This is a genomic window from Bacillus sp. FSL M7-0003 (genome assembly GCF_038628485.1).
Taxonomy (GTDB): Bacteria; Bacillota; Bacilli; order Bacillales; family Bacillaceae; genus Bacillus; species Bacillus safensis.
Map to the genome: position 1 here is coordinate 537,745 of NZ_CP152024.1, position 26,844 is coordinate 564,588.

General features: G+C 43.0%; 29 protein-coding genes. 27 read left to right on the forward strand and 2 right to left on the reverse strand.

What is annotated here, in order from left to right; all coding sequences use genetic code 11:
• Window positions 1–30: 30 nt before the first annotated feature.
• The 7 genes from MHI23_RS02560 to MHI23_RS02590 all read left to right on the forward strand — a co-directional run bounded on the left by MHI23_RS02560 (window position 31) and on the right by MHI23_RS02590 (window position 7,472).
• The gene (locus tag MHI23_RS02560; protein WP_024427367.1) at window positions 31–1,113 is read left to right on the forward strand and encodes a D-alanine--D-alanine ligase; all 1,083 of its coding nucleotides are present in this window, start codon (window positions 31–33) and stop codon (window positions 1,111–1,113) included.
• 80 nt (window positions 1,114–1,193) lie between these two features.
• Complete coding sequence (murF, locus tag MHI23_RS02565) at window positions 1,194–2,558, forward strand: UDP-N-acetylmuramoyl-tripeptide--D-alanyl-D-alanine ligase (protein ID WP_135033051.1); 1,365 nt, start codon at window positions 1,194–1,196, stop codon at window positions 2,556–2,558.
• An 18-nt stretch (window positions 2,559–2,576) separates the two neighbouring features.
• Entirely contained in the window at window positions 2,577–3,269 is a 693-nt protein-coding gene (locus MHI23_RS02570; protein ID WP_024427369.1) for an alpha/beta fold hydrolase, read from the forward strand.
• Window positions 3,270–3,396: 127 nt separating this feature from the next.
• Entirely contained in the window at window positions 3,397–3,735 is a 339-nt protein-coding gene (locus MHI23_RS02575; RefSeq protein ID WP_024427370.1) for a hypothetical protein, read from the forward strand.
• A 165-nt stretch (window positions 3,736–3,900) separates the two neighbouring features.
• Complete coding sequence (locus tag MHI23_RS02580) at window positions 3,901–5,400, forward strand: DEAD/DEAH box helicase (RefSeq protein WP_024427371.1); 1,500 nt, start codon at window positions 3,901–3,903, stop codon at window positions 5,398–5,400.
• Between the two features lie 106 nt (window positions 5,401–5,506).
• On the forward strand, window positions 5,507–5,986 hold the full coding sequence (locus MHI23_RS02585; protein ID WP_024425383.1) for a PH domain-containing protein: 480 nt from the start codon (window positions 5,507–5,509) through the stop codon (window positions 5,984–5,986).
• A complete protein-coding gene (locus MHI23_RS02590; protein WP_342492255.1) occupies window positions 5,976–7,472 on the forward strand; it encodes a PH domain-containing protein in 1,497 nt (498 codons plus the stop codon). Before MHI23_RS02585 ends, MHI23_RS02590 begins: the two co-directional genes overlap by 11 nt.
• A gap of 54 nt (window positions 7,473–7,526) precedes the next feature.
• Here the strand turns inward: MHI23_RS02590 and MHI23_RS02595 are convergent, their stop codons facing one another.
• Window positions 7,527–8,132: a rhomboid family intramembrane serine protease gene (locus MHI23_RS02595; protein ID WP_024425384.1), complete on the reverse strand. Its 606-nt coding sequence runs from the start codon at window positions 8,130–8,132 to the stop codon at window positions 7,527–7,529.
• 94 nt (window positions 8,133–8,226) lie between these two features.
• Between MHI23_RS02595 and acpS the strand changes: the two genes are divergently transcribed.
• The 14 genes from acpS (at window position 8,227) to MHI23_RS02665 (ending at window position 19,227) form a co-directional block, all read left to right on the forward strand.
• A complete protein-coding gene (gene acpS, locus MHI23_RS02600) occupies window positions 8,227–8,592 on the forward strand; it encodes a holo-ACP synthase (RefSeq protein ID WP_024427373.1) in 366 nt (121 codons plus the stop codon).
• Between the two features lie 160 nt (window positions 8,593–8,752).
• Window positions 8,753–9,769: an outer membrane lipoprotein-sorting protein gene (locus tag MHI23_RS02605; RefSeq protein ID WP_087975235.1), complete on the forward strand. Its 1,017-nt coding sequence runs from the start codon at window positions 8,753–8,755 to the stop codon at window positions 9,767–9,769.
• A gap of 141 nt (window positions 9,770–9,910) precedes the next feature.
• Window positions 9,911–11,092, forward strand: a complete 1,182-nt coding sequence (alr, locus tag MHI23_RS02610) for an alanine racemase (protein ID WP_342492256.1) — start codon at window positions 9,911–9,913, stop codon at window positions 11,090–11,092.
• Window positions 11,093–11,386: 294 nt separating this feature from the next.
• A complete protein-coding gene (locus MHI23_RS02615; protein WP_003214273.1) occupies window positions 11,387–11,668 on the forward strand; it encodes a hypothetical protein in 282 nt (93 codons plus the stop codon).
• A gap of 4 nt (window positions 11,669–11,672) precedes the next feature.
• On the forward strand, window positions 11,673–12,023 hold the full coding sequence (ndoA, locus tag MHI23_RS02620) for a type II toxin-antitoxin system endoribonuclease NdoA (RefSeq protein ID WP_024425388.1): 351 nt from the start codon (window positions 11,673–11,675) through the stop codon (window positions 12,021–12,023).
• Window positions 12,024–12,138: 115 nt separating this feature from the next.
• Window positions 12,139–12,969: an RsbT co-antagonist protein RsbRA gene (locus tag MHI23_RS02625; RefSeq protein ID WP_342492257.1), complete on the forward strand. Its 831-nt coding sequence runs from the start codon at window positions 12,139–12,141 to the stop codon at window positions 12,967–12,969.
• 4 nt (window positions 12,970–12,973) lie between these two features.
• A complete protein-coding gene (gene rsbS, locus MHI23_RS02630) occupies window positions 12,974–13,342 on the forward strand; it encodes an RsbT antagonist protein RsbS (protein ID WP_003214235.1) in 369 nt (122 codons plus the stop codon).
• 2 nt (window positions 13,343–13,344) lie between these two features.
• Entirely contained in the window at window positions 13,345–13,746 is a 402-nt protein-coding gene (locus tag MHI23_RS02635) for an anti-sigma regulatory factor (protein WP_024425390.1), read from the forward strand.
• A 10-nt stretch (window positions 13,747–13,756) separates the two neighbouring features.
• Window positions 13,757–14,764 carry a PP2C family protein-serine/threonine phosphatase gene (locus tag MHI23_RS02640; protein ID WP_056768356.1) on the forward strand — a complete coding sequence of 336 codons (1,008 nt, stop codon included), beginning with the start codon at window positions 13,757–13,759 and terminating at the stop codon, window positions 14,762–14,764.
• Window positions 14,765–14,823: 59 nt separating this feature from the next.
• Window positions 14,824–15,153, forward strand: a complete 330-nt coding sequence (locus MHI23_RS02645; protein ID WP_024425392.1) for an anti-sigma factor antagonist — start codon at window positions 14,824–14,826, stop codon at window positions 15,151–15,153.
• The gene (gene rsbW / locus MHI23_RS02650) at window positions 15,150–15,638 is read left to right on the forward strand and encodes an anti-sigma B factor RsbW (protein WP_024425393.1); all 489 of its coding nucleotides are present in this window, start codon (window positions 15,150–15,152) and stop codon (window positions 15,636–15,638) included. The genes MHI23_RS02645 and rsbW overlap by 4 nt, the downstream gene beginning before the upstream one ends.
• Window positions 15,604–16,392, forward strand: a complete 789-nt coding sequence (gene sigB / locus MHI23_RS02655; protein ID WP_024427378.1) for an RNA polymerase sigma factor SigB — start codon at window positions 15,604–15,606, stop codon at window positions 16,390–16,392. The genes rsbW and sigB overlap by 35 nt, the downstream gene beginning before the upstream one ends.
• Window positions 16,392–16,991 carry a PP2C family serine/threonine-protein phosphatase gene (locus MHI23_RS02660; RefSeq protein WP_024427379.1) on the forward strand — a complete coding sequence of 200 codons (600 nt, stop codon included), beginning with the start codon at window positions 16,392–16,394 and terminating at the stop codon, window positions 16,989–16,991. The genes sigB and MHI23_RS02660 overlap by 1 nt, the downstream gene beginning before the upstream one ends.
• 76 nt (window positions 16,992–17,067) lie before the next feature.
• Window positions 17,068–19,227 carry a Tex family protein gene (locus tag MHI23_RS02665; RefSeq protein ID WP_342492258.1) on the forward strand — a complete coding sequence of 720 codons (2,160 nt, stop codon included), beginning with the start codon at window positions 17,068–17,070 and terminating at the stop codon, window positions 19,225–19,227.
• A gap of 19 nt (window positions 19,228–19,246) precedes the next feature.
• Here MHI23_RS02665 and cmpA read toward each other — a convergent pair whose 3' ends face one another.
• Window positions 19,247–19,381, reverse strand: a complete 135-nt coding sequence (cmpA, locus tag MHI23_RS02670) for a cortex morphogenetic protein CmpA (protein ID WP_008346893.1) — start codon at window positions 19,379–19,381, stop codon at window positions 19,247–19,249.
• Between the two features lie 99 nt (window positions 19,382–19,480).
• Between cmpA and MHI23_RS02675 the strand changes: the two genes are divergently transcribed.
• The 6 genes from MHI23_RS02675 (at window position 19,481) to MHI23_RS02700 (ending at window position 26,686) form a co-directional block, all read left to right on the forward strand.
• Window positions 19,481–19,954, forward strand: coding sequence for a SprT family protein (locus MHI23_RS02675; RefSeq protein ID WP_342492259.1), 474 nt, complete (start codon window positions 19,481–19,483; stop codon window positions 19,952–19,954).
• 199 nt (window positions 19,955–20,153) lie between these two features.
• A complete protein-coding gene (locus MHI23_RS02680; RefSeq protein WP_342492260.1) occupies window positions 20,154–21,131 on the forward strand; it encodes a thiamine pyrophosphate-dependent dehydrogenase E1 component subunit alpha in 978 nt (325 codons plus the stop codon).
• A 19-nt stretch (window positions 21,132–21,150) separates the two neighbouring features.
• Window positions 21,151–22,188, forward strand: coding sequence for an alpha-ketoacid dehydrogenase subunit beta (locus MHI23_RS02685; RefSeq protein ID WP_342492261.1), 1,038 nt, complete (start codon window positions 21,151–21,153; stop codon window positions 22,186–22,188).
• 17 nt (window positions 22,189–22,205) lie between these two features.
• Window positions 22,206–23,339: a dihydrolipoamide acetyltransferase family protein gene (locus MHI23_RS02690; protein ID WP_342492262.1), complete on the forward strand. Its 1,134-nt coding sequence runs from the start codon at window positions 22,206–22,208 to the stop codon at window positions 23,337–23,339.
• 16 nt (window positions 23,340–23,355) lie between these two features.
• A complete protein-coding gene (lpdA, locus tag MHI23_RS02695) occupies window positions 23,356–24,735 on the forward strand; it encodes a dihydrolipoyl dehydrogenase (protein ID WP_342492263.1) in 1,380 nt (459 codons plus the stop codon).
• A 103-nt stretch (window positions 24,736–24,838) separates the two neighbouring features.
• The gene (locus MHI23_RS02700; RefSeq protein ID WP_342492264.1) at window positions 24,839–26,686 is read left to right on the forward strand and encodes a sigma-54-dependent Fis family transcriptional regulator; all 1,848 of its coding nucleotides are present in this window, start codon (window positions 24,839–24,841) and stop codon (window positions 26,684–26,686) included.
• The last annotated feature ends 158 nt before the right edge of the window (window positions 26,687–26,844 follow it).

Sequence of the window (26,844 nt, forward strand, 5' to 3'; positions counted from 1 at the left end):
AAAGATGAATTTTAGTGGGGGGAGTATCCATTGAAAATAAGTTTAGGATTGATTTACGGCGGAAAGTCAGCCGAACATAATGTATCACTGCAAACAGCCCTTGCAGTTACAAAAGCACTTAACACTGAGAAGTTCGATATACATCCAATTTATATTACAGAAGAGGGTGAATGGTTAAGAGGAGAAAAACTCACTGAACCAGTATCAAACGTCAAAATGCTTCAATTTGAACAGAACGCAAAGACGTTTTTACCAACTTCTTTAAATGAAAGCATGTTTCCACAGCCTGCATCGGCTGATGAGAAAATTGATGTTGTCTTCCCGTTGCTGCACGGACCAAATGGAGAAGATGGCACAATGCAAGGATTACTTGAACTGTTAAATATCCCGTATGTCGGCAACGGCGTTCTCGCGTCTGCCGCGGGTATGGATAAAGTCATGATGAAAGATGTTTTTGCACAAGCAGGACTTGCACAAGCAAAGCACCTTTCTTTCAATAAAAAAGACTACGAGAAAGCGACACCAGACAGCTTAGAACAGGTGGAAAAAGTACTGGGCTATCCATGCTTTGTGAAACCTGCCAACATGGGATCAAGTGTTGGAATTAGCAAATGCCGCAGCAAAGAAGAACTGCAGACTGCATTTGACCTCGCTTTCCAATATGATCGTCGTGTGGTCGTAGAAGAAGGCGTCGTTGGAAGAGAAATCGAGATTGGTGTGTTAGGCAATGATGAGCCGAAATGCTCTGTCGTTGGTGAGATTGCACCTAAAACAGATTTTTATGATTACAAAGCAAAATATGAAGATGGCGATACAGATTTGATCATTCCGGCGAGTGTGTCAGAGGATGAATATAAGACGATTCATGACATGGCGATTAAGGCATTTAAAGCCCTCGATGGATCTGGTCTCGTACGTGCAGACTTCTTCCTGACAGAAAAAGGTGAAGTGTTGATCAATGAAGTGAATACAATGCCTGGATTCACACCATTTAGTATGTTCCCATTACTTTGGAAGCACACTGGTGTAGAGTATCCAGAGTTAATTGAAAAGCTGGTGTCACTTGCAATTGAACGCCATCGAGAAAAACAAACCATTAAAACAACTTTTTAATGTGAGCAGCAAGCAGACACTATCCTTAGGTAGTGTCTCTTTTCCTTCAAACGTGAAATGAGAAAGAGAGGCGAAAAATCATGATCAAACGTACAGTGAAACAAATCGCCCAAATGGCTGGTGGAACCCTATCTAATCAAGCTTTTGGCGAAGAACAGATTCACGGAGTGACAACAGATACACGAAAAGTATCAAACGGCGCCCTGTTTATCCCGCTTATCGGAGAACATTTTAACGGTCACACATTTGCTTCAAAAGCAGTGGAGCTAGGAGCCTCAGCTGTTCTTTGGAATCAAAAAGAAGCCAATCCGCCAGAAGGCGTTCCAGTAATTCTTGTAGAGGATACACTAGCTGCGCTTCAACAGCTGGCGAAATCATACTTAAAAGAAGAAAACCCTCGTGTTGTCGGTATTACAGGAAGTAATGGGAAAACCACAACGAAAGACATGATTCATTCCGTCTTGCAAACAGCGTATCAAGTTCATAAAACAGACGGTAACTTTAATAATCATATCGGTCTTCCGCTCACCATTCTTGCAATGCCAGAAGGAACCGATATTGCGGTTTTGGAGATGGGCATGAGTGCAAAAGGCGAAATCGAATTTTTATCAGACCTCGCTGAGCCGGATGCGGCAGTCATCACAAATATCGGGGAATCTCATATGCAAGATTTAGGGTCAAGAGAAGCCATTGCTGATGCAAAATGTGAGATCGTCAAAGGGTTAAAAGAAGACGGCATCTTTTATTACTTAGGTGATGAGCCTTTGCTTCGCGAAAGAGCAAGTTCACTCTCTCAGCGTGTAAAAACCTTTGGAGAAGCAGAGGACTGTGATATCAAGGTAACGCACATCAACCAGCTTGCAGAAGGAACAGAATTTCAGGTCGAAGGGTATGCCCAAGGTTTTCTCATTCCTGTATTAGGGAAACATAATGTGAAGAATGCACTTGCTGCTATTGCTATTGGCCAGCATTTTGGGCTGAATGAAAGACAAATAGCCCAGGGACTGATGCAAACGAAGTTGACGGGGATGCGTCTTGAGCTGTTTAAAACAGATAAAGGAATCACTGTCATTAATGATGCGTATAATGCAAGTCCTACTTCTATGAAAGCAGCCATTGATCTTGTGGGAGATATGGACGGCTTCGCAAATCGTATTCTTGTACTTGGAGATATGCTCGAAATGGGCAGCGAAGAAGAAACGTATCATTATGAACTCGGCCGTTACATCAAGCCGGAATTTATTGATCATGTCATGACGTATGGCCGTCTAGGTGCATTCATTGCTGAAGGAGCGAAAAAATCATTCGGGGCTGAGCACGTATTCTCCTTTATGGACAAAGAGGACCTGAAGAAAAAACTAGCTGAAGTGGCAGGGCCTGACGATGTTGTGCTTGTCAAAGCCTCACGCGGTATGAAATTGGAAGAAGTCATTACTGCACTATAAAAGTGAGAAGGTGACAGAATGATTGGCTGTTTATGTATCCACGGTTTTACGGGTGCCCCTTATGAAGTAGAACCGCTGGCGCAATATTTAAAACAGACGGCAGATTGGGAAGTGCAGTCTGTCACGCTTCCGGGGCATGGGGATGAGCTTCAGTTAAAAGGCATTCTTTATCAAGAATGGATAGCGACAGCTGAACTCGAACTTCTATCCCTTTATCGAACTTGTGACACCGTGTATTTGATCGGCTTTTCTATGGGCGGAATGATTGCTTCTTACTTAGCAGCGAAGTACCCAGTTGCCCGTCTCGTCCTATTAAGTGCTGCGGCTAAATATGTGAACCCAAAACAAATGATGCAAGACACAAGGCAGATGGTGAAGGAGTCCCTGTCAGGGATCATTGATACAAACCCTTTATATGATCGATATCGCCATAAGCTCACAAGCACGCCGCTCTCAGCTGCGATAGAATTTATGAAGCTGGTAAAGCAAACGAAGAATTCGCTTGAGAAGCTTCATCTGCCTGTGTTAATTGTTCAAGGTGAAAGCGACGGGATTGTGCCTGCTTCAAGTGCAGAATTTATTTATCATAAAGTCCCGTCTCGCCAGAAAGAAATGTTTTATTTGCCCGATTGTAAACATCATGTTTGTCATGAGCCATGTGCCCAGCAATTGTTTGAGAAAGTAGAACATTTTCTAAAAAAAGCAATTTAATATATATAAAAGCTAAAATGTGGCTAAACTAATATAAATTGAATCCCACTTGTTAAAATTTGCATCATTTTTGTCGAATGAGTGACAGGCATATGGTACAATAGGAAAGAAAAGGTGGTTGATTCGGTTGTTTCAATATGACGGAAAAACCTTTATCCCGCAGTCTAATTCGAGTAACGGAGAAGTATCAGCAGGAACCATATTTCAATATCGTCAGGACGGGAATATATTAACGGGCACATATCAAGGCGGCAGTATTGTATCTGGCGTACTTGTAGGAACTGTGAATGAGGATGGAACACTTCATTTTAGATACCACCATGTAAGCAAGGACGGCAGTATGAGAAGCGGGACTTGCAATTCCACTCCAAAGCAGCTGGATAACGGAAAAATTCAACTGTTTGAAAAGTGGAAATGGATGGACGGAGATCAAAGTGAAGGTGAATCTGTCATTGTAGAACAGTAGATATATCCATTTCTGTCTTGTTGAAAAACAAATAGTGTAATGGTAAGATATAAGGTAGGGTAATTCGGGCTTTGTATATAATGGACCTGTCCTTTCAGAAAAGGGCAGTTTTTAATGATCATTCACGAGATTACTGAAACAGCAATTAGAAGGAGTTTGAATAAATTGACTATAACGTTTCAAGATTTTCAATTAAGCGAAAGTCTCATGAAGGCTATTAACCGCATGGGATTTGAAGAAGCAACACCGATTCAAGCAGAAACGATTCCTCTCGGTCTTCAAAATAAAGATGTCATCGGACAAGCACAAACAGGAACAGGAAAAACTGCAGCATTTGGTATTCCTCTGGTTGAAAAAATCGACCCAGCGTCTCCAAATATCCAAGCGATTATCATTGCGCCAACAAGAGAATTAGCGATTCAAGTATCTGAAGAGCTATATAAAATCGGCCAAGACAAGCGTGCACGCGTACTTCCTATTTACGGTGGACAAGATATCGGCCGTCAAATCCGTTCGCTCAAGAAAAATCCTCATATCATCGTAGGGACTCCAGGACGTTTACTCGATCACATTAACCGTCGTACAATGCGTCTTCAAAACGTTGAAACAGTTGTGCTAGATGAAGCAGACGAAATGCTAAACATGGGTTTCATCGAAGACATTGAAGCGATCCTTTCAAATGTACCAAGTGAACACCAAACACTTTTATTCTCTGCGACAATGCCTGCACCAATTAAGCGCATTGCAGAGCGTTTCATGACAAACCCAGAACACGTAAAAGTAAAAGCGAAAGAAATGACTGTATCTAACATCCAACAGTTCTATTTGGATATTCACGAACGTAAAAAGTTTGATACATTGACTCGTCTTCTTGACATTCAATCACCTGAGCTTTCAATTGTCTTCGGCCGTACGAAACGCCGTGTTGACGAATTGACTGAAGCACTTAACCTTAGAGGGTATACAGCTGAAGGAATTCATGGTGACCTGACTCAAGCAAAACGTATGGTTGCGCTTCGTAAATTCAAAGAGGGTTCAATCGATGTGCTTGTCGCAACAGACGTTGCAGCACGTGGACTTGATATCTCAGGCGTAACACACGTGTATAACTTTGACGTACCGCAAGATCCAGAAAGCTACGTGCACCGTATTGGACGTACAGGACGTGCTGGACGTACAGGTATGGCGATGACATTCATCACACCACGTGAAAAAGATATGCTTCGTGCGATTGAGCAAACGACTAAACGTAAAATGGATCGTATGAAAGAGCCTACACTTGATGAGGCGATTGAAGGACAACAGCAAGTAACAGTTGACCGTCTACGCACAATCATCAGTGAAAACAACTTGAACTTCTACATGACAGCTGCTGCTGAATTGTTGGAAGATCATGATTCTGTAACAGTGGTTGCAGCTGCGATCAAAATGATGACAAAAGAGCCGGATGCAACGCCTGTTCGTTTAACAGATGAAGCACCGATGATTTCTAAACGTCATCGTAACAACCGCAGCTCTTCTAAACGCAGAGACGGCGGCGGTGGCGGAGGCTACCGTGGAAAAGGCAAGAACAGCCGTTCATCTTATGGTGATAAAAAGCGTTCTTCAAATGACCGCAATCGTTCTTCTAACGATCGTCGTCAAAAGAAATCTTATAACAACTAACATACAAGAGCGAATCCTTTGCAGGGTTCGCTTTTTTTAAAATTGAAACTTTTTAGGCTTTGTTACGTAATATATTGATAGAAAAGTAAGAGAATGGGGGAAGAATGTGAGAAAACAGCCGCAACGTCAAATTAGTTTAAATGGTTTAAAGGTATGGCGTCTTCAAAATGGAATTATCTCATTGATTTTCTTACTCATCATCATTGGGGTATTTGTTGCCAGCTACTATTTTCAATGGCCATATTGGATTGGAGCGATTCTTTCTGGTTTATGGGTCTTACAGGTTATTTTTGGCATTTGGCTCATACCAAAAATCCGCCACCACATCTGGCGCTACGAAGTATTCGAAAATGAAATTGAAATACAGCATGGACTCATTCGCGTCACACGTGTCATTGTGCCAATGGTTCGTGTTCAGCATGTTGATACATCTCAAGGGCCGCTTTTAAGGCGCTACCGTTTGGCATCTGTTCAAATTTCGACTGCTGCCACAGTTCATGATATACCGGCGCTAGAATTAGAAGAGGCAGATGAGCTTCGTGATTACATATCTCGTTTAGCAAGGGTGACGGAAGATGATGTCTGAACCAAAACGTGTACATCCCATCTCGATGTTCATTGATTTTATATCAGATGCTGTATCCATGATCAAAAACTTCATTATCCCTTTTTTCGTGTTGATTTTTGTGAACTCGAACTCCAGCATTCGCTTTTATGCATTTATCATTCTTGGTGTGCTTCTTTTATGGAAAGCCGTATATACCATTTTAGAATGGAGACGATTCACCTACCGGATGGAAGACGATGAATTTCGTGTGGAATCGGGTGTAATCACGAAAAAGAAAAAATATATCTCGTTAGAACGAATTCAAACAGTCAATACAAGTGAAGGTATTTTCCAGCGGATTTTTGGTTTAGTACGGGTCCAAATCGAAACGGCAGGCGGAACGGATGGTCCAGAAGTGAGCCTGACCGCGATTACTAAAGCAGAAGCAGAACAATTAAAGCAGTCGATTTTCAACCGGAAGAAACGCTTGCAGGAAGAAGAAATGATGGATGAAGCAGGTGATCTGCCTGGCCATTTGACTGCGCAAAAACCTATGCAGGAAGAAATCAATGTCTCCTATCGTATGGGTGTGCCAGAATTGCTTTTGGCTGCGACCACTTCAAGCGGTATCGGGGTCATTATATCTGGGTGTCTTGCCATCTACACGCAAATAGATGAAATTCTCCCTTTGGACGGGTTCTTCAAGCAGTTCTCTTTTTTAAGCCATGCGAGCATTGAAATCTATGCGATTTTGATATTTCTTGCCGTATTGATCGCTTGGATCTTGAGTGTTGGGGTAACAGCACTTCAGTATGCGAATTTTGCTGCAAAACGAAAAGGGAATGACATCATCATTACAAGAGGGCTCATCGAGAGACATCAAATGACCATTCCACTTGCGAGAATTCAAGCAGTGAAAATCAAGGAGAATATTATCCGTGAGCCTTTTGGTTTTGCGACCGTGATGCTTGTTAGTGCAGGAGGTTCAATTACAGAGAAAGAAACCTCTTCCGTCTTATTTCCGCTCATTCGGAAGAAAAAAATAAATGAATTGCTGTCACAATTCACCGATCATTATCATGTAGCACCAGAAACAGAGCTGAAAAAAGTGCCAAAGCGTTCACTCAAACGCTACCTGATCTCATATGGCTTTGTGCCGTTACTTGCAGGTGTCATCCTGTCGGTACGCTTTCCACCATGGGGGTATTTGGGACTCATTCCGTTACCGCTTGCTCTATTCTTCGGCTATTTAGCTTATAAACAATCAGGATATACAATCAAAGATTCATTGATTCAAATGACATCAAGAGGCATTGGCAAGACCACTGGCATTGTCTTGAGAAAACGAATGCAAAACTATACGATGACGCAATCTTTTTTCCAAAAGAAAGGCCGGGTCGCAAGTATTCACACCTTTGTGAAATCCTCTGCGCTGCTTGATTCCTTTGGTGTGCATCACCTTGAGGAAGAAGATGCGGCACGTGTATTTGATTGGTATTCATATGAAAAAAATCAATCGTCCTAAACGAAAAATGTCGATCAGCTCCTGCTTGAGGAGTGATCGACATTTTTTATGAGATTAATAGCGTCTTTTTTTCGAATGGAAAAGCAGCGTAATCGGTGCTAGAAGCATACCGCCGATCAATCCAAATAAGTGAGCCATGATATTGATGTTCGAATTGACGAACGTCATAATGACAGAAACAGCAAGAATCGTTAAAATCACTTGTGAATTCCCGCGGTCCATCATGTGCGGTTTAAACAGGACAAGGTATAGATAAACCCCAAACAAACCGAAGATCGCACCAGAAGCGCCAACATGTACATACTCTAAAGGCTCCACCCAATAGGTTCCGAGATTGCCAATGAATCCTGCACCAAGATAAATGATCAGAAATCGAACCTTCCCAAGCAAATGTTCAAGCGCTGGGGCGAATAAGAAAAGGGACATGGAATTAAATAAAATATGCGTGAGACTTCCGTGAAGAAAAATAGGTGTAACGAGCCGCCACCATTCCCCAGCCGCTACACCATAATTGAAACCGACGAGATGATCCTGTCCAAGCTGTATAATAGGGATAGGAACCGCAAATATAAGCCACAGGCCAATTTGTAAAGCAAGGATCGCTGTTACGATTGGATACGATCTAATAAATTGTTGAAAGCTCTCCGTTCGAATAAACATAACAAACCCCTTTTGACTAGATATTGGTAAGTTTATAGTAACACGTTTATGAAGCGAACACTTAAATTAGTACGAGTATCATAGGAGGTACCTCATGATTAAAGGCATAGGCATTGATATTGTAGAGATCGACCGTCTTTCGCGAGTACTCAGCAGACAGCCTCGTTTACCGGAACGCATTTTGACTTTAAGTGAGCAGGACGTCTTTCGTACACTCAATGAAAAAAGACAGCTGGAATTTTTGGCAGGGCGCTTTGCGGCAAAAGAAGCTTTCGCTAAAGCATACGGAACAGGAATCGGTCAGCATTTAAGCTTTCATGACATAGACATTCAAAAAGACGATAAGGGAAAACCCTTTATCAAAAGCAAGAAAGCGGAGGGAGATCAGGTTCATGTGTCCATTACCCATACAAAGGAATATGCTGCTGCACAAGTTTTAATTGAAAGGTTGTCAAGCTAGTCTGCATATTGTTTGTCCCCCCTTCATATATTGGGTAGTGCGATAAGGAAGGGCGAGTTGCTAACAGGCTTTGATGGTTCGCGGTACGCAGTTAACTCTTGAGGCGTACTGTTAAAGTCAAACAAGCGGTTTCTTCCTTTTAACACAATTAACGAAGGGGTTGAAAAGGGTGAGAAAAAGCTTTGTTTTGCTTGTAACGGGAATCCTTTTTGTACTGATTCTCTCCGCATGCGGTCAAAAATCTCAGCAAGATATCGTTGGAGATTTAAACAAAAAGGCAGAGGAAATGACATCATACAAAGCCAAAGCAAAAATGACCATTGAGACAGGAAATGACCCGCAGGAGTACCAGGTAGAAATTTGGTACAAAAAGCCGGAGCTTTACCGTGTCTATTTAGAAAATCCGAAAAAGGATCAGAGTCAAGTCATTTTAAGAAATGGCAATGGTGTGTTTGTGCTGACACCTTCATTGAACAAGAGCTTCCGTTTCCATAGTGATTGGCCGAATAATAGCAGTCAGGTCTATTTATTCGAATCACTTGTGAAGGATATTAAAAATGACAGCGCAGCTCAGTTCAAAGCGAAAGAGTCAAAGTATGTGTTCGAAACGAAGACCAATTATCAGCACAACCAAATGCTGCCTACCCAAGAGATTACCTTTCATAAGAAAACAATGGCGCCTGCCAGTGTGAAAGTGCTGGATAGCGACAAAAAGCCAATGGTGAAAGTGGAATTCTCTCACTTTGAATTCAATAAATCCTTTGACAAAGATGCATTTGATGAGAAGAAAAACATGACACTCTCTCAAATGGATGTTGCCACAAGTGCAGACCCATCTGACAGCTTTGCGGTGAAAACACCAGTTGATATGCCAGAAGGCGTGAAGAAGATGGAAGAGAAAGAAATGACGACAGATGCTGGGAAGCGTTATGTGATTACGTACGGCGGCAAGAAATCCTTCACACTCATTCAGGAAAAAGCGCGAGTAGCTGAAGCATCTACGCCTGTCACGATGAACGGTGAGCCGGTCGATCTTGGTATGACAGTAGGGGTTCTGACAGATCAATCCCTCTCATGGACATCTGACGGAGTTGACTACTTAATTTCCTCAAGTGATCTATCGAAAGAAGAGCTTTTGATGGTTGCAAAGAGTGTAGAAGGCCAGTCAGCTAAATAAATGAGATTCTCAGGCGGAAAGCCTTGATAAATGAAGCATCAGCCCTGTGCAAGGGCTGATTTTCTTTGATTTGTTTCACATTATTCTTGATTTTTAGTATCATATGAAGGGATTGAATCATTCAATAGGGAAGTGTGACTGATGGACACAAATGCCTTTTATAGAGACACTTGGGCAGAAATTAATTTAACCGCAATCAAGCACAATGTTTCACATATGAAAGATCATATCGGTCAAAATGTTCAATTGATGGCTGTTGTGAAAGCCAATGCATATGGACATGGAGATATAGAAGTGGCAAGAGCTGCACTCAAAGCAGGAGCAGACTTGTTAGCTGTCGCCTTTTTAGATGAGGCCATTTCTTTAAGAAATCAAGGCATTAAAGCACCGATTCTTGTACTCGGCGCAGTACCGCCGGAGTATGTCAAAACCGCTGTTCGATACAATGTGATCATGACCGCTTACTCCATAGAGTGGCTGAGGGAAGTCGACGCTATGGTGAAAGGGCAGATGGGACAACCCATTCGTTTTCATTTGAAAATAGACAGCGGAATGAACCGTTTAGGTGTGAAAACGTTGGAGGAAGTCAGCGAAGTAAAGAAGCTTGTGAGCGAGCATGCTTATTTACAACTGGAAGGTGTATTTACTCACTTTGCGACAGCAGATGAAAAGGATGAAAACTATTTTGAGCGGCAGGTCGACACTTTTCAAACTCTGCTTCAGCCGCTTCATACGGACGAACTGCTCGTTCATTGTGCCAATAGTGCAGCAGGTTTAAGGTTTAAAGAAGTGTTGTTTAATATGGTTCGCTTCGGCATCAGTATGTACGGGCTGTCACCATCAGAGGAAATCAAAGATGAACTCCCTTTCAAGCTGGAAGAAGCCATGTCTCTTCATACAAAGCTCGCCCATGTGAAGCCCATTCAAAAGGGTGAGAGTGTCAGCTATGGGGCGACGTATACCGCCAATCAAGATACATGGATCGGTACGGTACCAGTCGGCTATGCAGACGGGTGGATTCGGAAGCTGGCAGGTACGGAAGTACTTGTTGGCGGAAAGCGCCGGAAGATTGCCGGAAGGGTATGTATGGATCAATTCATGGTTGAACTGAAAGAGAACCTTCCAGTAGGGGAGCCAGTCGTTTTGATTGGTGGACAAGGTGAAGAAATGGTATCAGTCGATGAAATTGCAAAAAGGCTTGAAACCATTAACTATGAAGTCACATGCTCCATTGGACACCGCGTCCCAAGAGTATATATAGAGGACGGCAAAAGGGTGCATGTGCGGAATCCGCTGCTTCAAGGCGGGCCAAGCTTTTTCTAAACAGCTTTCACAGGAACGATCGTCAAACTGACATCGTTCCTTTTTATTCTACAAAGAAGGCGTAAACATTCTCCCTTTTTTAGAGATTTTGGAAATACCGTATGATTTTCGGAAAAAAGCGTATAATGTGAAAGAGGAACTCCATTATCATCTTTGATTTACGGGTGAACAGCCGCTTCATGTTCTAATAAGAAATCATGAAAAAACAGCTTTGCTTGCGCATTGAATAATGGTATGATTAGTCTTGGAATGGATCGAAACGGTATCCGTAAGTTTTGTGGAGGTGTATGTTTTTTGTCTGAATCCAGCGCAACAAACGAAATGAAGATTCGACTACCGGAGGCTTTGATGTCTGAAATCGAACGAGTAGCAGAGCAGGATAAGGTAACAAGAAATGAATTGATCTACCGAGCGACAAAAACGTATATTCGTGAACGTAATATTCGACAAAATCGTGAATCGATGAGACGCGGCTACATGGAGATGGCGAAAATTAATCTGAATATCTCTTCAGAGGCACAATACGCAGAATTTGAGGCTGAGAATACAGTTGAGCGATTAGTCAGCGGGGGTTAAACATTTGATTGTTAAACGCGGTGATGTTTACTTTGCTGATTTATCTCCTGTTGTTGGCTCCGAGCAGGGCGGGGTTCGCCCAGTATTGGTGATTCAAAATGACATTGGAAATCGCTTCAGCCCGACTGCTATCGTTGCAGCCATAACAGCCCAAATACAAAAAGCGAAATTACCGACTCACGTCGAAATTGATGCAAAGCGCTACGGCTTTGAACGAGATTCTGTCATTCTCTTGGAGCAGATTCGTACAATCGATAAACAAAGATTGACAGATAAAATCACACATCTTGATGATGAGATGATGGAGAAGGTTGATGAAGCCTTACAAGTTAGTTTGGCTCTTATTGATTTTTAATATGGTGAGATTTGGTTGCTCTCTTGGGAGCAACTTTTTTTGTGTTCAATTTTTATTAACGTTATAATGAAGGAAGACTAAAAGAAGTGCTGTTTATGTACGTAGGGGGTAAAACATGTCGAATCATATCGTGTTAGCTTTTGCAAGAGAGCATCGAGAGGAATTACAAAAAGAGTGGACGGACATTTTTAGACGACTCGGAGAAAAAGAAACGGACATGATGCTGAACGACAAAATGTATGAAACCATCTGTTCGGAATATGTTCAACTGATCATTACATCTCTTTCAGAGGGGTATAATGAGGATTTTGAAGAAAAAGTGCAAACTCTTGCTTTAAACATTGTTCAAATGGGTATATCACTTAAGTTACTGGCAAATGGTCTAACTGAAATCCGTACACATTTATATCAAAAAATGAACGATGACAAAGATACAACAGAAGAAAGTCATGACCTCATCTGGCAAATCGACCAATTCATCACACCTATTCATAACGAGATCTTAAACCAGTATTCCATCTCATGGGAGAAAACAGTCAACCTTCAAAAAATTGCGCTGCAGGAACTTTCAGCCCCGCTGATCCCTGTATTTGAGCACATCACCGTCATGCCGCTTGTTGGAACAATTGATACAGATCGTGCGAAAAAAATTATGGAGAACCTGCTCAATGGTGTCGTCAAACATCGCTCACAGGTCGTCTTAATTGATATTACAGGTGTCCCTGTCGTTGACACAATGGTAGCCCACCATATCATTCAAGCGTCTGAGGCTGTGAGATTAGTAGGTGCGAAGTGTTTGCTTGTCGGTATTCGCCCAGAAATAGCCCAAACCATTGTGAACCTTGGAATTGATTTATCGCAAGTTACAACAAAGAATACCCTTCAAAAAGGAATTCAAACTGCTTTGGAAATGACAAATCGAAAAATTGTTTCATTGGAGGGATAACCTAGTGAGAAATCACCCGAAGATTCCAATCTTAAAACTATATAACTGTCTTCTGATTTCAATACAGTGGGAGCTTGATGATCAGACGGCTCTCCACTTTCAAGAAGACTTGCTGAATAAAATTCATGAAACAGGAGCAAACGGTGTTGTCATTGACCTCACATCCGTCGACATGATTGATTCCTTTATTGCAAAGGTATTAGGCGATGTCATCACGATGTCCAAGCTCATGGGGGCAAAAGTTGTATTAACAGGAATACAGCCGGCAGTCGCTGTGACGCTGATTGAACTTGGAATATCGCTTGAAGAAATTCAGACAGCACTAGATCTTGAACAAGGGCTTGAGACACTGAAGCGGGAATTGGGGGAATAGATATGAAAGACCAATCCTGTGTAAGAATATTGACGGAATGGGACATAGTCGCAGCAAGACAATTGGGGCGCAATGTTGCAAAAGAACTTGGATTTGGAACAGTTGACCAAGCAAGAATTACGACGGCCATTTCAGAATTAGCTCGAAACATTTATTTATACGCTGGTAAAGGTCAGATTTGTATAGATGAAGTGATGGAGCGCGGAAAGCGTGGACTCAAAGTCATAGCAGCCGATGAGGGGCCAGGTATCATGGATATACGTAAAGTAATGGAAGACGGATTTTCAACATCAGGCGGGCTCGGAGCAGGTCTTCCGGGCGTCAGACGACTGATGGATGAATTTAAATTAGATTCTGCACCAGAACAAGGAACGGAGATACAAGCTGTTAAGTGGCTTCGCTAGGAGGGAAACCATGGATTTTAAGGAGGTAATGGAGCAGCGGTACCATCAGCTGCTCAGTCGTTATATCAGTGATTTAACTGAAACATCGCTTTATCAAGCTCAAAAATTTAGCCGTAAAACCATTGATCATCAAATACCTCCTGAAGAAATAGTGAGTGTTCACCGAAAAGTGATTCAGGAGCTTTACCCTGATTTGCCGGAAGATGTTTTTCATTCACTAGACTTCTTAATTGAAGTCATGATTGGGTACGGACTTGCCTACCAAGAACATTTAACACTCAGAGGCATCCAGCAAGAAATAAAATCTGAAATCGAAATTGCTGCAAATGTTCAGCAAACCCTTCTGGAAACGAAAATTCCAGAAGGAGATACCTTTGATATTGGTGCAATTAGTGTACCGGCAAAACAGATGAGTGGAGATTATTACCACTTCGTGACGGATCACGATACAATCAATATCGCGATCGCAGATGTCATTGGAAAGGGAATCCCGGCCGCGCTCTGTATGTCGATGATTAAATATGCGATGGATTCCTTGCCAGAGTCAGGGAGCGGCCCAACAAAGGTGCTGAAAACCCTGAATCGTGTAGTCGAGCAAAACGTAGACCCAAGTATGTTTATCACGATGTTCTATGGCAGCTATAATAAAGAAACGCATGAGTTTAAATACGCATCGGCTGGTCATGAGCCGGGCTTTTTCTATTGCAAAAAAGAGAACACATTTTACGATTTAGATGCAAAAGGGCTTGTCCTTGGGATCGCACCAGACTTTGACTACAGACAGTACGAGAAGCATTTGGACGCAGGAGATATGGTGATCTTATTCTCTGATGGGGTCACAGAATCCAAGTCAGAGGATGGTTTCTTAGAGCGGGAGGACATCAAAACACTCATATCTGAGCACCTATCCTATTCAGCTCAAGAAATGGTGGATGCCATCTACGCCAGCTTACTCAAACTGCAGGATTTTCAGCTGCACGATGACTTTACTTTACTTGTTCTCAAAAGAAAGGTTTAGAAAGTGAACATGCGGGTATATAAAACTTTAGGAAACAAGAATTTCGAGGTGAATGCATAATGAATATGTCTGTAAAAGAGCATCAAATAGATCAAAAAACGAAAATCAGTGTCAGCGGAGAAATTGATGTGTACTCCGCTCCTGAGCTAAGAGAAACGCTCATGCCTAAAGCTGAGGCGGGAGAGCATCTTGAAATCTGTCTAAAGGATGTTACGTATATGGATAGTACAGGTTTAGGTGTATTCGTTGGGCTGTTTAAAGCGGCTCAAAAAGCAGGTGGCACATTAAAGCTTGAGAACTTGTCAGAACGGCTTGTAAGGTTGTTTGAAATCACTGGATTAAAGGACATCATTGACATTTCTGCAAAGTCAGAGGGTGGGGTACAATGAACGAATCAGTAGATCTAATCGAGATGAAAATACCGGCAAAACCAGAATATGTAGGCATCATTCGCTTGACTCTGTCAGGCGTAGCGAGCCGGATGGGCTATGCCTATGAAGAGATTGAGGACTTAAAAATTGCCGTCAGTGAGGCCTGTACAAATGCAGTTCAGCATGCCTACAAAGGTGAAGACGGCGAAGATGGAGAGGTGGCTGTTCGCTTTCTTGTCTACGAGGATCGTCTAGAAATCATTGTCGCTGACAAAGGCGGTAGCTTTGACTTTAAGCAAAAACAGGAAGACCTCGGACCGTACACATCTGCTCATACGGTGGATCAATTGGCAGAAGGAGGTCTTGGTTTATACTTAATGCAAACATTGATGGATGAAGTCGAGGTGCAAGCAAACTCCGGAGTTACCGTGGCGATGACAAAGTTTTTAAACAGGGAGCGAGTTGACCATGACACAACCATCCAAAACTATGAAACTAACTAAAGATGAAGTAGACCGCCTCATCCAAAGCTATCAAACCAATCAAGACGAGCAGGCGCAGCTCACGCTGGTCGAATGCTATACAAACTTGGTTGATATGCTGGCGAAAAAATATTCTAAAGGAAAAAGCTTTCATGAGGACCTTAGACAAGTTGGAATGATAGGTTTACTTGGCGCTATTAAACGATACGACCCGCTCGTCGGTAAATCATTTGAAGCCTTTGCTATTCCAACCATCATCGGGGAAATCAAACGCTTTTTACGAGATAAGACATGGAGTGTCCATGTACCAAGGCGGATTAAAGAGCTTGGACCAAGAATCAAAATGGCAGTTGATCATTTGACAACAGAGACACAGAAATCACCTAAAGTCCAAGAAATTGCAGAATACTTAGATGTAACAGAAGAAGAAGTACTTGAAACCATGGAGATGGGCAAAAGCTATCAAGCGCTGTCTGTTGACCAAGGCGTAGAGGCTGATTCTGAAGGAAGTACTGTGACGATTTTAGACGTTGTCGGCTCACAGGAAGAGGGCTACGAACGTGTGAATCAAAAAATGATGCTTGAGAGTGTGCTTCATGTGCTGTCGGATAGAGAAAAAGAGATTATCAATCTGACTTACTTGCAAAATAAGAGTCAGAAAGAGACAGGCGATTTGCTTGGTATATCCCAAATGCATGTATCGAGACTGCAGCGAAAGGCAGTGAAAAAACTGCGAGATGCATTATCAGAAGATGCGTCTATGGAGCTAGGGTAATGAAGCAGATTGAACAGCATGAGCATGTAAACGCCATTATTTATCAATCGAATAAAGAAGGAAAAGCATGCTGCGGGGACAGTTTTTTTATTAAAGCAGATGATGAAGAACTAATTTGTGCTGTAGCAGACGGATTGGGCAGCGGCCAGTACGCCAATGAATCATCTTCTTTAGTCAGCGAAATTGTCGAAGAATATGGACATGAGGATGTGGCGGCCCTCATCGACAGATGCAATCAGGCTATGAAAAATAAACGCGGGGCCACTGTGGCCATATTAAAGGTGAATTTTTCCCAGCAGCAATTTACCTATTGTTCGGTTGGTAATATTCGGTTTATCTTGAATGCACCTTCTGGCGACTATATTTATCCACTTCCGACATCAGGATACTTATCAGGGAAACCTAGAAAATATAAAACATACACCTATTCCTACGAAAAAGGATCGATATTCATTATGTATTCAGACGGACTGAATGTGCCAAACATGCGCATGTGTTTAAAGCATGGACATTCAGTTGAAGACATCGCCAAACAGCTTGAAACATACACACAAGACAAAAAGGACGATCTCACCTATGTACTTGGTCAGCTCACGTAAAATAGCTGACCTTTTTTCTGTTTTGCCGGTTTTTTTGATACACTAAAAGAGAAGACACAGTGAGAGGATGCAAAGTATGAAGACATCTGACTTTTTATTGAAACAAATTGCGACAGAATTAAAGCTTTCAACAAAACAAATTGAAAGTGTGATCAAGCTTTTAGAGGATGGCAACACCGTCCCGTTTATTGCCCGTTATCGGAAAGAGCAGACAGGCTCACTGGATGAGGTGCAAATTCAAACCATTTCAGAGCGCTATACATATATCCAAAATGTCATGAACCGAAAAGAAGAAGTCATTCGTTTAATTGCTGAACAAGACAAACTGACTGATGAATTAAAACAGAAAATTGAACAAGCGCATAAACTGCAAGAGGTCGAAGATTTATACCGGCCATTCAAACAAAAGCGCAAAACAAAGGCGAATGTAGCCAAAGCAAAAGGGCTGGAGCCGCTGGCAGAATATTTACTCACGCTGCCAAGCGATCAGATCGAGAAGAAAGCAGCTGCTTTTATTAACGAAGAAAAAGAAGTGGCAAATGTAGAAGAGGCACTTGAGGGTGCGCAGCACATCATTGCTGAACAGCTTGCAGATGATCCTGATATGCGAAAATGGATTCGCAGTGAAACGTACCAAAAGGGTAGTCTGGTCACATCAGGAAAAGACGTCGAAAGCGATGAGAAAAACGTCTATGAAATGTATTACGATTATCAAGAGCCAATCAAAAAGATTGTCCCGCACCGTATACTAGCGGTCAACCGCGGGGAGAAAGAGGGCATTTTAAAGGCAGCCATCGAACCACCTGCTGAAAATATTCGCTTCTATCTCGACAAACAAGTTCTAAAAGGCAAACAGACGACGGCGAGACCGTTTATTGAAGCGGCAATCGATGATGCGTATAAACGCCTCATTCAGCCTTCCATCGAGCGAGAAATACGAAAAGAGCTGACAGAAAAAGCAGAGGAACAAGCGATTCATATTTTTGCTGAAAACTTAAGAAAACTGCTGCTTCAGCCGCCGATGAAAGGGAAACGTGTACTTGGAGTCGACCCCGCATTTCGGACAGGCTGCAAATTAGCCGTCGTGGATGATACAGGCAAAGTCCATCATATTGGCGTCATTTACCCGCATCCGCCTGTGCAGAAAAAAGCGGAAGCGAAACAAAAAGTGAAAGAGATCATTCAATCATCAAACATTGAAGTCATTGCGATTGGAAACGGAACAGCCTCAAGAGAGACAGAACAATTCATTGCAGACTTGATTCAAGAGCTGGATCAGCCGGTGTCCTATTTGATCGTGAATGAAGCAGGAGCAAGTGTATACTCCGCATCTGCACTTGCGCGAGAAGAGTTTCCAGATTTGCAAGTCGAAGAACGAAGCGCCATCTCAATCGCTAGAAGATTACAAGATCCTTTAGCAGAGCTCGTGAAAATTGATCCGAAGTCTGTCGGTGTGGGCCAATACCAGCATGATGTCAGCCAGAAGCAATTAAACAGCTCGTTAACCTTTGTGGTAGAAACAGTCGTCAACCAAGTTGGTGTAAACGTCAATACCGCCTCACAGGCGCTGCTGCAATATGTATCAGGCCTTTCAAAAGCCGTCGCAGGGAATATCATCAAGCGCCGCGAAGAGATTGGGAGATTCACAAGCAGAAAAGAATTGAAGGATATCCCAAGGCTCGGTGCTAAGACATATGAGCAGTGTATCGGTTTCCTTCGCATTACAGATGGACAAGATCCACTTGATCGTACAGGTATTCACCCTGAGAGCTATAAAGAAACAAAACAGTTTTTACGCATGATCAACATGACGCCAGACGATCTTGGCACAGATCAGTTAAAAGAGAAAATGGCTGAAGTGAAACTGGACGAAGCAGCCCAGCAGCTGGACATTGGGACAATTACACTTCAAGATATCATTGATCAGCTGACAAGACCTGAGCGTGATCCGCGGGATGAAGTGCCAAAACCGCTGCTCAAAACAGATGTGTTGAAATTGGAAGACTTGAAGCAAGGAATGGAGCTGCAAGGAACGGTGAGAAACGTCGTAGACTTCGGCGCATTCGTTGATATTGGCGTAAAGCAGGATGGGCTTGTGCATATTTCCAAACTAAGCAATCGTTTTGTGAAGCATCCGCTTGACGTTGTATCAGTTGGTGACATTGTGACCGTATGGGTGGACTCGGTTGACCAAGCAAAAGGCCGCGTTGCCCTCTCCATGCTGAAACCAGAGTAACAAAAAAACGAGGCGCACCTTAGGATGGGGTGTGCCTTGATGTGACTGAATGTTTTTTTCTATAGAAGTACCAGCATTGATTTAGCAATTTGATTTGATAATGATTTTTCTCATAAAATGCCTTCTGCATCTGATTTTTCAGCCAGTTGGGCATCGCCCATTCCTCCTTTGATCGAAACAGTGGATGTACCTTCAATGTATGCATAGGGGAAATTGTCCCGTTCGAGGTTTTTATAGAAAGGAACGATCTTGATTGAACGAGAGAGAGTTACAGCAGTTAACAGAGCACATTTCCCAGCAGTTCTTTGGCAAGGCATTCCGCCATCAGGCTATTTTTAATGACCGTCTAAAAACGACAGGCGGGCGATATTTACTTGGTACACACAACATCGAACTGAACCGCCGATACCTAGAGGAGCATGGACGAGAAGAATTAATCGGGATCATCAAGCATGAGCTGTGTCATTATCATCTGCACCTTGAGGGAAAGGGCTATCAGCATCGCGACCGTGATTTTAAAGCGTTATTAAAACAAGTAGGAGCCCCGCGTTTTTGTACACCGCTAAAAACCATACAAAATAAGCGCCGTGCGGAGAAACGACATGAATATATTTGCACAGGATGCGGCCGGTCTTTTATAAGGAAAAGACGGTTTGATACCTCTCGTTATGTATGCGGCGTCTGCAAAGGGAAATTAAAGTGGCTGCGCACAACCAATTCATTGTGACAAGCATTCCTCTATGGGGATGCTTTTTTTGTTCCAAAAGATGTGTGGACATATTGAGACAAAAAGAGACGCATGTCTCATTTTGTCTCTTTTTTTATCGGTATGATTCGTTCAAAACCTAAGTGTTCATGCGTCGTCATGTTGGCACGATTTTTGCTTGTATAGAAGTGCAAGCAAAAAAGATAGGAGGTTTTATCAAATGGAAATGGCATTGACTAAAGAAAAAGCCGTATGGATGTATCAAAAAATGCAGGAAATCCGCCAATTTGAAGACCGGGTGCACACCCTTTTTACAAAAGGAATTTTGCCGGGGTTTGTCCATCTTTATGCTGGCGAAGAAGCTGTTGCCGTAGGAGTCTGTGCTCATCTGAATGAAAAAGACAGTATTACAAGTACACACCGGGGCCACGGCCACTGTATAGCGAAGGGCTGTGATCTAAAAGGAATGATGGCAGAAATCTATGGGAAAGCAACAGGTCTCTGTAAAGGCAAAGGCGGATCCATGCACATTGCAGATTTTGATAAAGGAATGCTTGGTGCCAACGGAATTGTTGGAGGGGGCTTTCCTCTTGCGTGCGGGGCAGCCCTCACAGCTAAATATAAAAAGACAGAAAATGTAAGCGTTTGCTTTTTTGGGGATGGTGCAAACAATCAAGGGACTTTCCACGAAGGAATCAATCTCGCGGCCATCTGGAAACTGCCCGTTATTTTCATCGCAGAAAACAATGGGTACGGAGAAGCGACACCATTTTCCTATGCTTCAAGCTGCAAATCAATCGTCGATCGAGCGGCCGGTTATAACATTCCTGGGATTCAAGTAGACGGAAAAGATGTGATGGCCGTTTATCAAGCCGCAGAACAAGCAATTGAACGAGCAAAAAATGGAGAAGGTCCGACATTAATTGAATGCATGACATATCGGAATTATGGCCATTTCGAAGGAGACGCCCAGCGTTACAAAACAAATCAAGAAAAAACAGAACATCAAGAAGAGAGAGATGCGATCGCTCTTTTTAAAAATGAATTGATCAAGCAGCAGCTGCTGACGAATGGAGAGATATCAAATATTGAAGCGGCTGTAACAGAAGCCATAGATGAAGCCGTTCAATTCAGTGAAGAAAGTGAATATCCAGATCAGACCGAATTATTGACCGACGTGTATGTTTCGTATCAATAAATCAAAGGGGGAGAGGAAAATGACAAGAGAAATCAGCATGTCTAGTGCATTAAATGAAGCGATTAAACTTGCCATGAGAAGAGACGAGGATGTCATTTTAATGGGGGAAGATGTTGCTGGAGGCGCTCATGTCGATCACTTACAGGACGATGAAGCATGGGGCGGTGTGCTTGGTGTAACGAAAGGAATCGTTCAGGAGTTTGGGCGTGAGCGAGTTCTTGACACACCGATTAGTGAAGCTGGCTATGTAGGTGCGGCCATGGCAGCAGCTTCCACAGGGCTAAGACCAATTGCAGAACTCATGTTTAATGATTTTATCGGCACCTGTCTGGATCAAGTGCTGAATCAAGGAGCAAAATTCCGATACATGTTTGGCGGAAAAGCAGAGGTACCGATCACGATCAGAACGACACATGGGGCGGGTTTTAGAGCAGCTGCTCAGCATTCGCAAAGCTTGTATGCGCTATTTACAAGCATCCCTGGATTGAAAGTAGTGGTGCCTTCTTCACCATACGATGCCAAAGGATTGCTGCTGGCAGCCATCGAGGATCAGGACCCTGTCATCTTTTTTGAAGACAAAACGCTTTACAATATCACAGGAGATGTTCCAGAGCGATACTACACGCTGCCGCTTGGCAAAGCAGATGTGAAAAGAGAAGGCTCAGATGTGACCATTTTTGCAGTAGGTAAACAAGTTCATACAGCACTCGAAGCGGCCGAGCAATTAGCTGCCCAAGGAATTGAAGCAGAGGTGATTGATCCAAGAAGCTTGTCACCGCTCGATGAAGAGGCCATTCTAACTTCAGTAGAAAAAACAAATCGGCTTGTCATTGTAGATGAAGCAAATCCGAGGTGCGGAATTGCCGCAGATATTTCTTCTCTGGTTGCGGATAAAGGATTCGATTTACTTGACGCTCCAATCAAAAAAGTGACGGCTCCTCATACACCGGTTCCGTTTTCACCACCGCTTGAAGATATCTATTTGCCGACACCTGATAAGGTTGTGAACACCGTATTAGAGATGGTTGGAAAGAGTCATGAAAAGATCTTGAACTAAAGAAAGGAGAGAGGGAGATGGCTGTCGAGGTTGTGATGCCGAAATTGGGCATGTCAATGAAAGAAGGAACGGTATCTGTCTGGAATAAAGAGATCGGAGAGACTGTAAATAAAGGTGAAAGCATTGCAAGCATCAACTCTGAAAAAATTGAAATGGAGATCGAATCACCTGCAGAAGGAACCATATTGGATATAAAAGTGCCTGAGGGAGAAGGTGTACCGCCTGGCACGGTCATCTGCTATATCGGTGAAGGAAATGAACAGGTCGAGGAAAAGAAAGAAAAAGACCTGCCGCCAAAACAAAAGAAAGAGAGAAAGAAAATCTCCCCTGTGGCACGTAAGATTGCTCAAAGCGCTAATCTGGATATTCATACACTAGTGGGAACAGGTCCAGATGGGAGAATCACGAAAGCGGATGTGCTTCGAGCACTTCCTGATGAAAAAGAAAAACAACACAATGAACCAACAAAGCATCAGCCAGTCAGCATGATGCGGAAAACCATTGCCTCGCGAATGATGGAGAGCCTGCAAACAAGTGCACAATTAACAATAACGATGAAAGCGGATGTGACAAAGCTGACAGCATTACAGTCTGAGTTGAACGAAACAGCCGCAGCACGACACGATATGAAATTAACCATGACCGATTTTGTAGCCAAAGCAGTGGTTCTTTCCCTGCTAGAGCATCCTGCAATGAACAGTCAATATCAGAATGATAGAGTCGAAACTTTTGAGTATGTTCATCTTGGAATCGCTGCTGCTTTAGATCACGGGCTGGCAGTGCCTGTTATTCGGCATGCGGAAAAACTTTCACTTATTGAGCTGGCGAAGAGTATCAAATCGTATGGCAAAAAAGCACGTGAAGGCAGACTTCTCCACGATGAAATTGAAGGTTCTACCTTTACCATCACTAATCTAGGCGCCTATGGTGTGGAACATTTCACACCGATTTTGAATCCGCCGGAAGCAGGTATTCTTGGTGTTGGCAAAGCGGATCACATGCCTGTTTATCATGGGAATAAATTATGTAAAGGGACGATCCTGCCACTCAGTCTGACCTTTGACCATCGCGTGCTGGACGGAGCGCCGGCATCACAATTTTTATCAACTGTTAAATCATATTTAGAAAATCCAGTATCCATTCTTTTATAGGAAGAAGGTGAAATGAATGACGCTTGTCATTATAGGAGGCGGGCCAGCAGGATATGTGGCGGCAATAACAGCCGCCCGTTTTGACAGAGAGATTGTACTAATCGACCAAGGCCTGTTAGGAGGTACCTGCCTGAATGAAGGCTGTATTCCAACGAAAGCACTTTTGCAAAGCGCCGATATGTACGAGCATGTGAAATCAGCTGGACACTTTGGAATTGAGCTTCCAGGGAAGGAGCCTGTCATTCATTGGGATGCCGTTCAAAAGCGGAAGAGGTCAGTCGTCAAGCAGCTGACTGATGGCGTTCGTTATTTGATGAATAAAAACAAAATCAGCGTGTTAAATGGGAAGGCATCATTTCTTTCAGCACATGAGCTATTGATAGAAAGTGAAGGGAAATCTGACATCATTCAGGCAAAACAAATCATTATTGCTTCAGGATCAGAACCTGCTGCTTTACCTTTCGCCCCATTTGACAGAGAGTGGATCATTGATAGTAAGGATGCGATGACGCTCCCTTCAATACCAGATTCGCTTTGTATCATTGGTGGAGGGGTGATCGGCTGTGAGTTTGCAAGCATCTTTAGCCGAATGGGATCAAAGGTTGTCATGGTGGAACAGGCAGCACACATTTTACCTGAAGAAGATCACGATACGGCTAAATGTCTTCACGATCAGCTTCAAAAAGCAGGTGTGGAGATATTGACATCAACCGCAGTCAAACAGCTTGATGCAATTTCAAAAAAAGTGGTCATTGAGAAGGATCATGGGGAGCGCTGTGACATCCAGTCTGATCATTGTTTAGTCGCCATTGGCAGAAAGCCGAGGCTGGGAGAGCTGAATCTTGAGCAGATCGGCATTGAATTTGACAGGAACGGCATCTGCGTGAATGAGCATATGCAAACCAATCTCCCGCATATCTATGCGTGCGGTGATGTGATAGGCGGCGTTCAGCTTGCTCATGCTGCTTTTCATGAAGGAACGATTGCGGCATCACATGCATCAGGTGAAGATGTAAAGGTCAATGAACAAGTGATTCCAAGGTGCATCTACACGTCTCCAGAAATCGCTAGTGTTGGTTTAAATGAAGAGTATGCTAGAAAACAATATGGGGAGATTCGAATAGGGAAATTCGCATTTTCTGCAAATGGAAAAGCATTAATTTTAAATCAGCCAGCTGGTCAAGTAAAGGTCATTGTCGAACCGCAATATCAAGAAATTTTAGGTGTATCCATTATCGGGCCGAATGCAACAGAACTGATTGGACAAGCGGCGGTGATGATGCATACAGAGTTGACAGCTGATACATTAGAGCAGTTTATTGCGGCACATCCGACACTCTCTGAGGCGATACACGAAGCCTTGCTGCAAACAAATGGGCGAGCGGTGCACTGCTGATAGAGAAACTTTCTATCCGAATGACTTCCTGGGTCAGCCAATAATTGAAAGCGCTTTTATAATTATCTATAATGGATAAAAAGCCCCCAGAGGAGAGGATGGAATGAATCCGACGCCTTGTTATTTAAATACTTGGAAACGTTTTGTTCATGAAGGTTTGCTTGATAGGTCTCGTCTGGATAAGAGAGTGATGGAGTCATGGCACAGATGTAAACAGGCAAATGTGAACCCGTATTTAGATAAAGGACAGTCGTTGTTAGAAAAGGAGTTATTCAGTGTTCAAAAAAAGAAGTACTCACTATTCCTAAATGCAGCTCTTCCTTACTTAAATAAAATCAGTCGTCAATTAAAAGAATCGGACATGATGGCATTACTTATCGATGCAGATGGTTATGTGCTAAGTCTGACAGGAAGTCAAAGGACGCTGGTAGAAGCGAAAAAAATAAATTTTATGGAGGGCGCGCGCTGGACCGAAGCCGATGTGGGAACGAACGCTATTGGAACGGCACTGGTCATTGGGGAAGCCGTAGCGATCAACGGAACTGAGCATTTTTCAGTCGCTTCCCACCATTGGAGTTGTTCAGCGGCCCCTATTCGTGATGCAGACGGCACGATCATAGGAGTCATTGATATCTCCTGTATGGCGGATCAAAATCATCCTTTTATGCTTGGAATGGCTTCAACAGTTGCATATGCCATAGAGAGAGAAATTCAGGTCCAGCAAAAAAGGAAAGAGATGGAGCTGATCAGTCATTGTCTCCAGCAGGTAGAAGCAGACGAACCATATGTTGTCTGTAATGAGAAAAAGCAGATTGTTTTGGCAAGTAAGCCGATTAGAGACCGGTTTTCAGACTGGTACGGAATGGATGTTGAGCTGCTCATGGACGATACATTTGTTACACGGGACAAGCACATCATTCAGTCCGAACAAGACGGAAAGCTGCTTGGGATGTCTTTTTCTCTTGAAGAAGCAGAGAAGAGCAATATAACTGTTTCTTTTGCTCAATTTCCCGGGGAATCTGGAACAAGTACAGTATTTCAGCAGACGCTCAGCGAATTGAAACGAGCGGCACAAACAGATGTAAATGTATATATTTGGGGAGAAACTGGTACAGGGAAAGAACTGGCCGCTCGAGCGATTCACTTAGCTAGTGAAAGACATAAAGGACCGTTTATTGCCGTGAATTGTGGAGCCATACCTGAAAGCCTGTTAGAAAGCGAACTATTTGGTTATGCTGAAGGAGCTTTTACAGGGGCAAAACGTCATGGAGCAAAGGGGAAATTTGAACAGGCGCAGAAAGGAACGCTCTTTTTAGACGAAATTGGCGAAATTCCTTATGCGATGCAAGTGGCGCTTCTTAGGGTCATTGAAGAAAGGAAAGTCGTACCGCTCGGCGGGACACACGAAATCCCTTTGGATATTAGAATCATTACAGCGACACACCGAAATATGAACGAACTGCTGAAGGAAGGTGAAATACGAGAAGATTTGTATTACCGACTTCATGTCTACCCAATCAACATCCCGCCGCTTAGAGAAAGAAAAGAAGACATTGTTGATTTCTATCGCTATTACCAAAAGAAACACCAATGGAATGCGACATTTCCTGAATCATTTTTTCGTAAGCTGGAAGCGTACCATTGGCCTGGAAACATACGAGAGCTTTTTAATCTGTTTGAACATATAAGGGTACTGTTTCCTAAAGGAGGATGGATTGGTGAATCGCAATATGCGGAGGTATTAGAGACGATGGATCAGAAAAAGCAGAAGCTGCCTCCAGTAGAATGTACCGAGAATTCAAAAGAACTCACGTTTAGGGAACGCATTCAAAAGCAAACAGTGATAGAAGCACTGCACAAAACGAAAGGTCATGTGACAGAAGCAGCGAGGTCAGCAGGTGTGCCAAGAAGCACCTTTTACAAGTGGATGCGGAAGTATAAGCTGTCATGAACTCATAGGGAGCGCAGCAGCAAGGAGACCTTGGTCTTTCAGTTAGAGGTCGGGGTCTTTCTGTCATGTCTAAACAGAAAACAAAAAGGAAGGAAGAAAGGCTTGACTGTTATATTAGTATATGTTAAATTATAAAAGCCGTCGCTAATGAGACAGGA

Coding starts and splice junctions, on each gene's coding strand:
- cmpA (WP_008346893.1), bottom strand. CDS start 19,381: ATGCCCAACTGGCTGAAAAATCAGATGCAGAAGGCATTTTATGAGAAA.
- MHI23_RS02660 (WP_024427379.1), top strand. CDS start 16,392: ATGAAGCAGATTGAACAGCATGAGCATGTAAACGCCATTATTTATCAA.
- MHI23_RS02625 (WP_342492257.1), top strand. CDS start 12,139: ATGTCGAATCATATCGTGTTAGCTTTTGCAAGAGAGCATCGAGAGGAA.
- MHI23_RS02595 (WP_024425384.1), bottom strand. CDS start 8,132: ATGTTTATTCGAACGGAGAGCTTTCAACAATTTATTAGATCGTATCCA.
- MHI23_RS02570 (WP_024427369.1), top strand. CDS start 2,577: ATGATTGGCTGTTTATGTATCCACGGTTTTACGGGTGCCCCTTATGAA.
- MHI23_RS02645 (WP_024425392.1), top strand. CDS start 14,824: ATGAATATGTCTGTAAAAGAGCATCAAATAGATCAAAAAACGAAAATC.
- MHI23_RS02590 (WP_342492255.1), top strand. CDS start 5,976: ATGATGTCTGAACCAAAACGTGTACATCCCATCTCGATGTTCATTGAT.
- MHI23_RS02700 (WP_342492264.1), top strand. CDS start 24,839: ATGAATCCGACGCCTTGTTATTTAAATACTTGGAAACGTTTTGTTCAT.
- MHI23_RS02690 (WP_342492262.1), top strand. CDS start 22,206: ATGGCTGTCGAGGTTGTGATGCCGAAATTGGGCATGTCAATGAAAGAA.
- MHI23_RS02665 (WP_342492258.1), top strand. CDS start 17,068: ATGAAGACATCTGACTTTTTATTGAAACAAATTGCGACAGAATTAAAG.
- lpdA (WP_342492263.1), top strand. CDS start 23,356: ATGACGCTTGTCATTATAGGAGGCGGGCCAGCAGGATATGTGGCGGCA.
- MHI23_RS02685 (WP_342492261.1), top strand. CDS start 21,151: ATGACAAGAGAAATCAGCATGTCTAGTGCATTAAATGAAGCGATTAAA.
- alr (WP_342492256.1), top strand. CDS start 9,911: ATGGACACAAATGCCTTTTATAGAGACACTTGGGCAGAAATTAATTTA.
- sigB (WP_024427378.1), top strand. CDS start 15,604: ATGACACAACCATCCAAAACTATGAAACTAACTAAAGATGAAGTAGAC.
- MHI23_RS02680 (WP_342492260.1), top strand. CDS start 20,154: ATGGAAATGGCATTGACTAAAGAAAAAGCCGTATGGATGTATCAAAAA.
- MHI23_RS02635 (WP_024425390.1), top strand. CDS start 13,345: ATGAAAGACCAATCCTGTGTAAGAATATTGACGGAATGGGACATAGTC.
- MHI23_RS02640 (WP_056768356.1), top strand. CDS start 13,757: ATGGATTTTAAGGAGGTAATGGAGCAGCGGTACCATCAGCTGCTCAGT.
- rsbW (WP_024425393.1), top strand. CDS start 15,150: ATGAACGAATCAGTAGATCTAATCGAGATGAAAATACCGGCAAAACCA.
- acpS (WP_024427373.1), top strand. CDS start 8,227: ATGATTAAAGGCATAGGCATTGATATTGTAGAGATCGACCGTCTTTCG.
- murF (WP_135033051.1), top strand. CDS start 1,194: ATGATCAAACGTACAGTGAAACAAATCGCCCAAATGGCTGGTGGAACC.